6 protein-coding genes are annotated in these 4,798 nt (G+C 71.3%); 5 read left to right on the plus strand and 1 reads right to left on the minus strand.

All coding sequences use genetic code 11. The annotated features are described in order from the left end of the window. The 4 genes from VGD44_RS11380 to VGD44_RS11395 all read left to right on the plus strand — a co-directional run. Positions 1 to 735 (plus strand): alpha/beta hydrolase (locus VGD44_RS11380; RefSeq protein ID WP_331087002.1); only part of this gene is annotated, 735 nt, incomplete at its 5' end. 16 nt (positions 736 to 751) lie between these two features. Then, positions 752 to 1,537: an SDR family oxidoreductase gene (locus tag VGD44_RS11385; protein WP_331087004.1), complete on the plus strand. Its 786-nt coding sequence runs from the start codon at positions 752 to 754 to the stop codon at positions 1,535 to 1,537. Beyond that, positions 1,534 to 2,118 carry a histidine phosphatase family protein gene (locus VGD44_RS11390; RefSeq protein ID WP_331087006.1) on the plus strand — a complete coding sequence of 195 codons (585 nt, stop codon included), beginning with the start codon at positions 1,534 to 1,536 and terminating at the stop codon, positions 2,116 to 2,118. Before VGD44_RS11385 ends, VGD44_RS11390 begins: the two co-directional genes overlap by 4 nt. 15 nt (positions 2,119 to 2,133) lie before the next feature. After that, positions 2,134 to 3,642, plus strand: coding sequence for a hypothetical protein (locus VGD44_RS11395; protein ID WP_331087007.1), 1,509 nt, complete (start codon positions 2,134 to 2,136; stop codon positions 3,640 to 3,642). Positions 3,643 to 3,646: 4 nt separating this feature from the next. Here the strand turns inward: VGD44_RS11395 and VGD44_RS11400 are convergent, their stop codons facing one another. Next, positions 3,647 to 3,877, minus strand: a complete 231-nt coding sequence (locus VGD44_RS11400; RefSeq protein ID WP_331087009.1) for a hypothetical protein — start codon at positions 3,875 to 3,877, stop codon at positions 3,647 to 3,649. A 116-nt stretch (positions 3,878 to 3,993) separates the two neighbouring features. On the opposite strand from VGD44_RS11400, the gene VGD44_RS11405 reads away from it, so the two are divergent. After that, the gene (locus VGD44_RS11405) at positions 3,994 to 4,740 is read left to right on the plus strand and encodes a YebC/PmpR family DNA-binding transcriptional regulator (protein ID WP_331087011.1); all 747 of its coding nucleotides are present in this window, start codon (positions 3,994 to 3,996) and stop codon (positions 4,738 to 4,740) included. Positions 4,741 to 4,798 lie beyond the last annotated feature (58 nt).

The raw sequence follows: 4,798 nt of genomic DNA on the forward strand, positions 1-4,798 counted from the left end.
CGCTGGCCCGAGGCGTTCTGCGCGAAGCTGGTCGCGAAGGGCTACCGCGCCATCCGCTTCGACAACCGAGACACCGGGCGCTCCACCTGGTTCAAGTCGGGCGACCGCTACACGCTGAAGGACATGGCCGCCGACGCGATCGCGGTGCTGGACGCCGCGGGCGTCGACAAGGCCCACATCGCCGGCGTCTCCATGGGCGGGATGATCGTCCAGCGCATGGCCATCGACTATCCGGCCCGCGTGCTGTCGCTGACCTCGATCATGTCGGCGACCTCGGGGGATGTGGTCGCGACGCCCGAGGCGATGGCCGTGATCAGCAATCCGCCGCCGGATCCTGCGGCCGACTACGAGGCCTTCGTCGCCCACGGCATGAAGAACGCCCGCACCATCGGCAGCCCCAACTGGCCGTGGACCGACGAGGAGCTCCGCGCCCGCGTGGTCGCCGAGCATGCGCGGGCCTTCAACCCGGCCGGCGTGGGCCGCCAGCGGCACGCCGTCGGCGCCGACGGCGACCGCACCGAGGCGCTGAAAAAGCTCTCCGTCCCGGCAGTCGTGCTGCACGGCGCCGAGGACCCGTTGATCCAGCCGGTCGGCGGCATTGAGACCGCCAACGCCATCCCCGGCGCGGAGCTGCGCATCATCCCCGGCATGGGCCACGACCTGCCGCCCGGCCTCTACGACACCTTCGTCGACGCCATCTGCGCGGCGGCGGCCCGCGCCAAAACCACAGCCTGAATATCAGAGGACAATCATGGGACGTCTTTCCGGCCGCACGGCCGTCATCACCGGCGCGGCCAGCGGCATCGGCCGCGCCGCCGCCAAGCTATTCGCGTCCGAGGGCGCGGCCGTGGTCTGCGCCGACATCAACGACACCACCTCGGCCACCGCCGCGGCGATCGTCGAGGCGGGCGGCCGGGCGGTCGCCGTCCAGGGCGACGCCGGGGACGACGCCTTCGTGAAGGGCCTGGTCGAGCGCGCCCAAAGCGAGTTCGGCGGCCTCGACATCTTCTGGGCCAATGCCGGCATCTCCGGCGGCTTCGCGTCGCTGGACGAGCAGACGGCCGACTACTGGGCCAACATCCTGCGCGTGAACCTGATCGGCCCGTTCCTGGCGGTGAAGTACGCGAGCCAGGCGATGATCCCGCAGGGCAAGGGCTCGATCATCTGCACGGCCTCGGTGGCGGGCATCCGCTCGGGCGCGGGTGGCCCGGCCTATTCGGCGTCGAAGGCGGGCGTGATCAGCCTGGTGAAGACGGCGTGCAACGAGCTCTACGGCACCGGCATCCGCGTCAACGCCATCGCGCCTGGACTGATCGAAACGGGCATGACGAAGCCGATCTTCGAAGGCGCCCGGGCCCGCGGCAACGAGGACAAGATCGGCCAGCTCAACCCGACCGCCCGCTACGGCCACCCGGAAGAGATCGCCGCCGCCGGCCTGTTCCTGGCCTCGGACGACGCCAGCTACGTCAACGGCCAGACGATCGCGGTGGACGGCGGCCTGTCGACCTCGCACCCGGTGGTCCGCCGCAAGCGATGATCATCCTGCTGCGTCACGGCGAGACCGAGTGGAACGTCGAGCGGCGCTTCCAGGGCCAGAAGGACTCGCCCCTGACTGAGCGCGGCCGCAGCCAGGCCGCGGCCATGGCGGCGTTGGTTCGGGACCTGGTCGCGCGCGAGCCGTACGCGGCATGGCGGCTGGTCTCGAGCCCACTCGGCCGCGCGCGGGACACCGCCGAGGTCGTCGCTGCGGCCACGGGTTTTGCCCTCGAAACCGACGACCGGCTGGCCGAGATCAACTGCGGCGAGTGGGAAGGGCGGACGTGGGCCGAGGTCAGCGCCGGCCGCGAAGCCTCGTCCCGCCATTGGATCTTCGACGCGCCCGGCGGCGAGACCCACGACGACGTGCAGGCCCGTATCGAGGACTTCCTCGCCAACCTCCCGCCCGAGCCCGAGCGGCGAGTGGTGGTGGTCAGCCACGGCGCTGCCGGCCGCGTGATGCGCGGAGCCTATGTGGGGCTCACCCGCGAGGCCATGCTGGACCTCGACGTGCCCCAGGACGCCGTCTTCCGCCTTCAAAACGGCCAAGTCGACCGCTTCGACTGCGCGCCAGCCGAGTAGGTCGCCAGGGACGGGATGATCCGCGTCTTCTTCATCGCCGCCGCCGCAATCCTGCTGCTCGCCGCCGCCAAGGCGCCGAGCGTCCAGTACCGGCTCGACGTCGCGCGGACAGGCGTCAAGGTCGACATGAGCTTCCGCGGCGAAGCAGACGGCGACACGCGGCTGACGATTCCCGAGGTCCTGGCTTCCGACCTGGCCATCTCCGGCGCCACGGTCGAGGCCGTGGGGCCGACGGAGCGGCTGCTGCGCCACCCCCCTGGCGCCAAGGTCCGGGTGCGCTACGCCGTCGAGGGTCCGGGTCAGGAGCTTTCGGCCCTCGGCGAAGCCGTCTTCGCCGCGCCGAAGGGCTGGGAAGCCACCGCCGCTACCGTGCGCTGGGGCCGCCTGCCGAAGGGTTGGCGCATCGTGTCCGACCTCGAGGCCGCAGCCGGCCGCCAGCCGCTCACCGTCGCGAACGTACGCCGATCCATCTTCCTCGCCGGTCCGGCGCTGCAGACGGCGGAACGGCCGACGGCGGCGGGGACGGTGCGCGCCGTCACGCCCAAGGACGACCGGTTGGGCGCCGCGCGGCTGTTGGAGATCGCTGCGCCCGCGGTCGGCGCCATGCGCGCCTACTGGGGCCACGGGGCGGGGCCCTTCCTGGTGGCCCGAACGGCGGCCTCCGCTCGCTGGCAAGCCCGCTACGACGGCTTCGTGGCGCCGCCGGTGAGCGTGCCGGACGCTGCCCTCCAGCAGGTCCTGGTCGAGACGTACATGGTGGACGTCCTGGAAACCCGCCTCGGCCGCGCGCCGGCCCGTCCGGCGGAGTGGCTCACCGGAGGGATCGGAAAACTCCTCACCGACCGGGCGCTCGCTCGGGCCGGGCTGTTGACCGCTGGCGACGCCGTCGGTCGCATGGCCGACCAGGACCGCGCCAGGGACGCGCTCAGCCGCGGCTTCATCCTGGCGCTGAAGTGGGACGAGGATATCCGGCGCAAGACCGGCGGCAGGGCCGACCTGGACGACGTGATACTGCGCATGCGCGACCACTACCGCGAATTCCCGCCTGGGCAGGGACCCGATGTGGTGACCGGCCTCGTCTCCGCGGCCTGGGTCGTGGCGAAGATGGACCTGCGCCCGGACATCGCCCGCTACGCCGAGGGCGGCGCGCCGATCACCTTGCCCGAGACCCTGTTCGACGGCTGCCTGGACGCGCGGGTCACCGTCTCGCCGGGCTTCGATTCCGGGTTCGACCACGCGGGCTCGGCTGCGGCCAAGGCGGCGCGGGGCGTCCGCCGCGGCGGGCCGGCCTGGAACTCGGGCCTGCGCGACGGCATGCGGATCGACGCCATCGACCTCAGGCCCGGCGACATGACCCGCGAGATCGTGCTGACCGTCCGTCCGGCGAAGGGGCGCGGCAGGCCGCGGACGCTCCGCTACTGGCCCTACGGCGACAACGACGTCGAGGCGCGCACCCTGCAGCTCGCCATGGACCTCTCGGACGAGAAGCTGGCCGCGTGCGGCCGCAAGCTGGGCGGCGTGTGAGGCGTTAGTGCACCTGCCCCCGCCGCCACTTCCACGGCGGCAGGCCTTCCCGGCGCGGGGCCAGCCAGCGGAAGGCCGCCAACGCCCCGAACGCGGCCACAATCCCCAGCGTGAACGCCGCGACGGCCGTCACCGCCAGGCCCGGCGGCTCCAGCCGCATGTGCCCCCGGTCCATCCAATGCACCAGCTCGCCGCTCGGCGCCTCGGGGGTGAATTCCTCGATCGGCAGGGTCATCGCTCAACGCTCCTTAGACCTTCGCCCTAACCCGTCCCTGCCGCCGGGGGTTCCTCGGTATGGGGCGACTGCGGTAGAAGCTCCGACCTCGAATTCACGACCGCGCTTCAAGGACCATGGCCGGACACTCAAAGTTCAAGAACATCATGCACCGCAAGGGCCGCGCCGACAGCGCCCGGTCCAAGCTGTTCTCCAAGCTTTCGCGCGAGATCACCGTGGCGGCCAAATCAGGCCTGCCCGATCCCAACATGAACGCGCGCCTGCGCCTGGCCGTGGCCAACGCCAAGGCCGAGTCGATGCCGAAGGACGGCATCGACCGGGCGATCAAGAAGGCGATCGGAGGCGACGCGGAGAGCTACGAGGAAATCCGTTACGAGGGCTTCGGCCCCGGCGGCGTCGGCGTGATCGTCGAGGCGCTGACCGACAACCGCAACCGGGCGGCCTCGACGGTGCGCTCCACCTTCACCAAGTGCGGCGGCAACCTGGGTGAGACGGGCTCGGTGTCGTTCATGTGGGACCGCGTCGGCCAGATCGTCTACGGACCCGAGGCCGGGTCCGAGGACAAGGTCATGGAAGCCGCCATCGAGGCCGGCGCCGACGACGTGGAGTCCGATGAGGACGGCCACACCATCTACACCGCCTTCGAGCAGCTCTCGGAAGTCGCCGCCGCGCTCGAGGCGTCGTTGGGCGCCGCCAAGTCGACCCAGCTCGCCTGGAGGCCCAAGGCGCTGACCCCGCTCAGCGGCGACGCGGTGGCCACCCTGATGAAGTTGATAGAGACGCTGGAAGACGACGACGACGTCCAGAACGTCTACTCCAACGCCGACATCTCGGCCGAGGACCTGGAGAAGCTGGCGGGCTGATGGCGAAGGGCCCCAAGCACGAACCCGAGGTCACGGACCTCTCCCGCTACCGCAAGGC

This window comes from Phenylobacterium sp., from assembly GCF_036402295.1.
Lineage (GTDB): Bacteria > Pseudomonadota > Alphaproteobacteria > Caulobacterales > Caulobacteraceae > Phenylobacterium.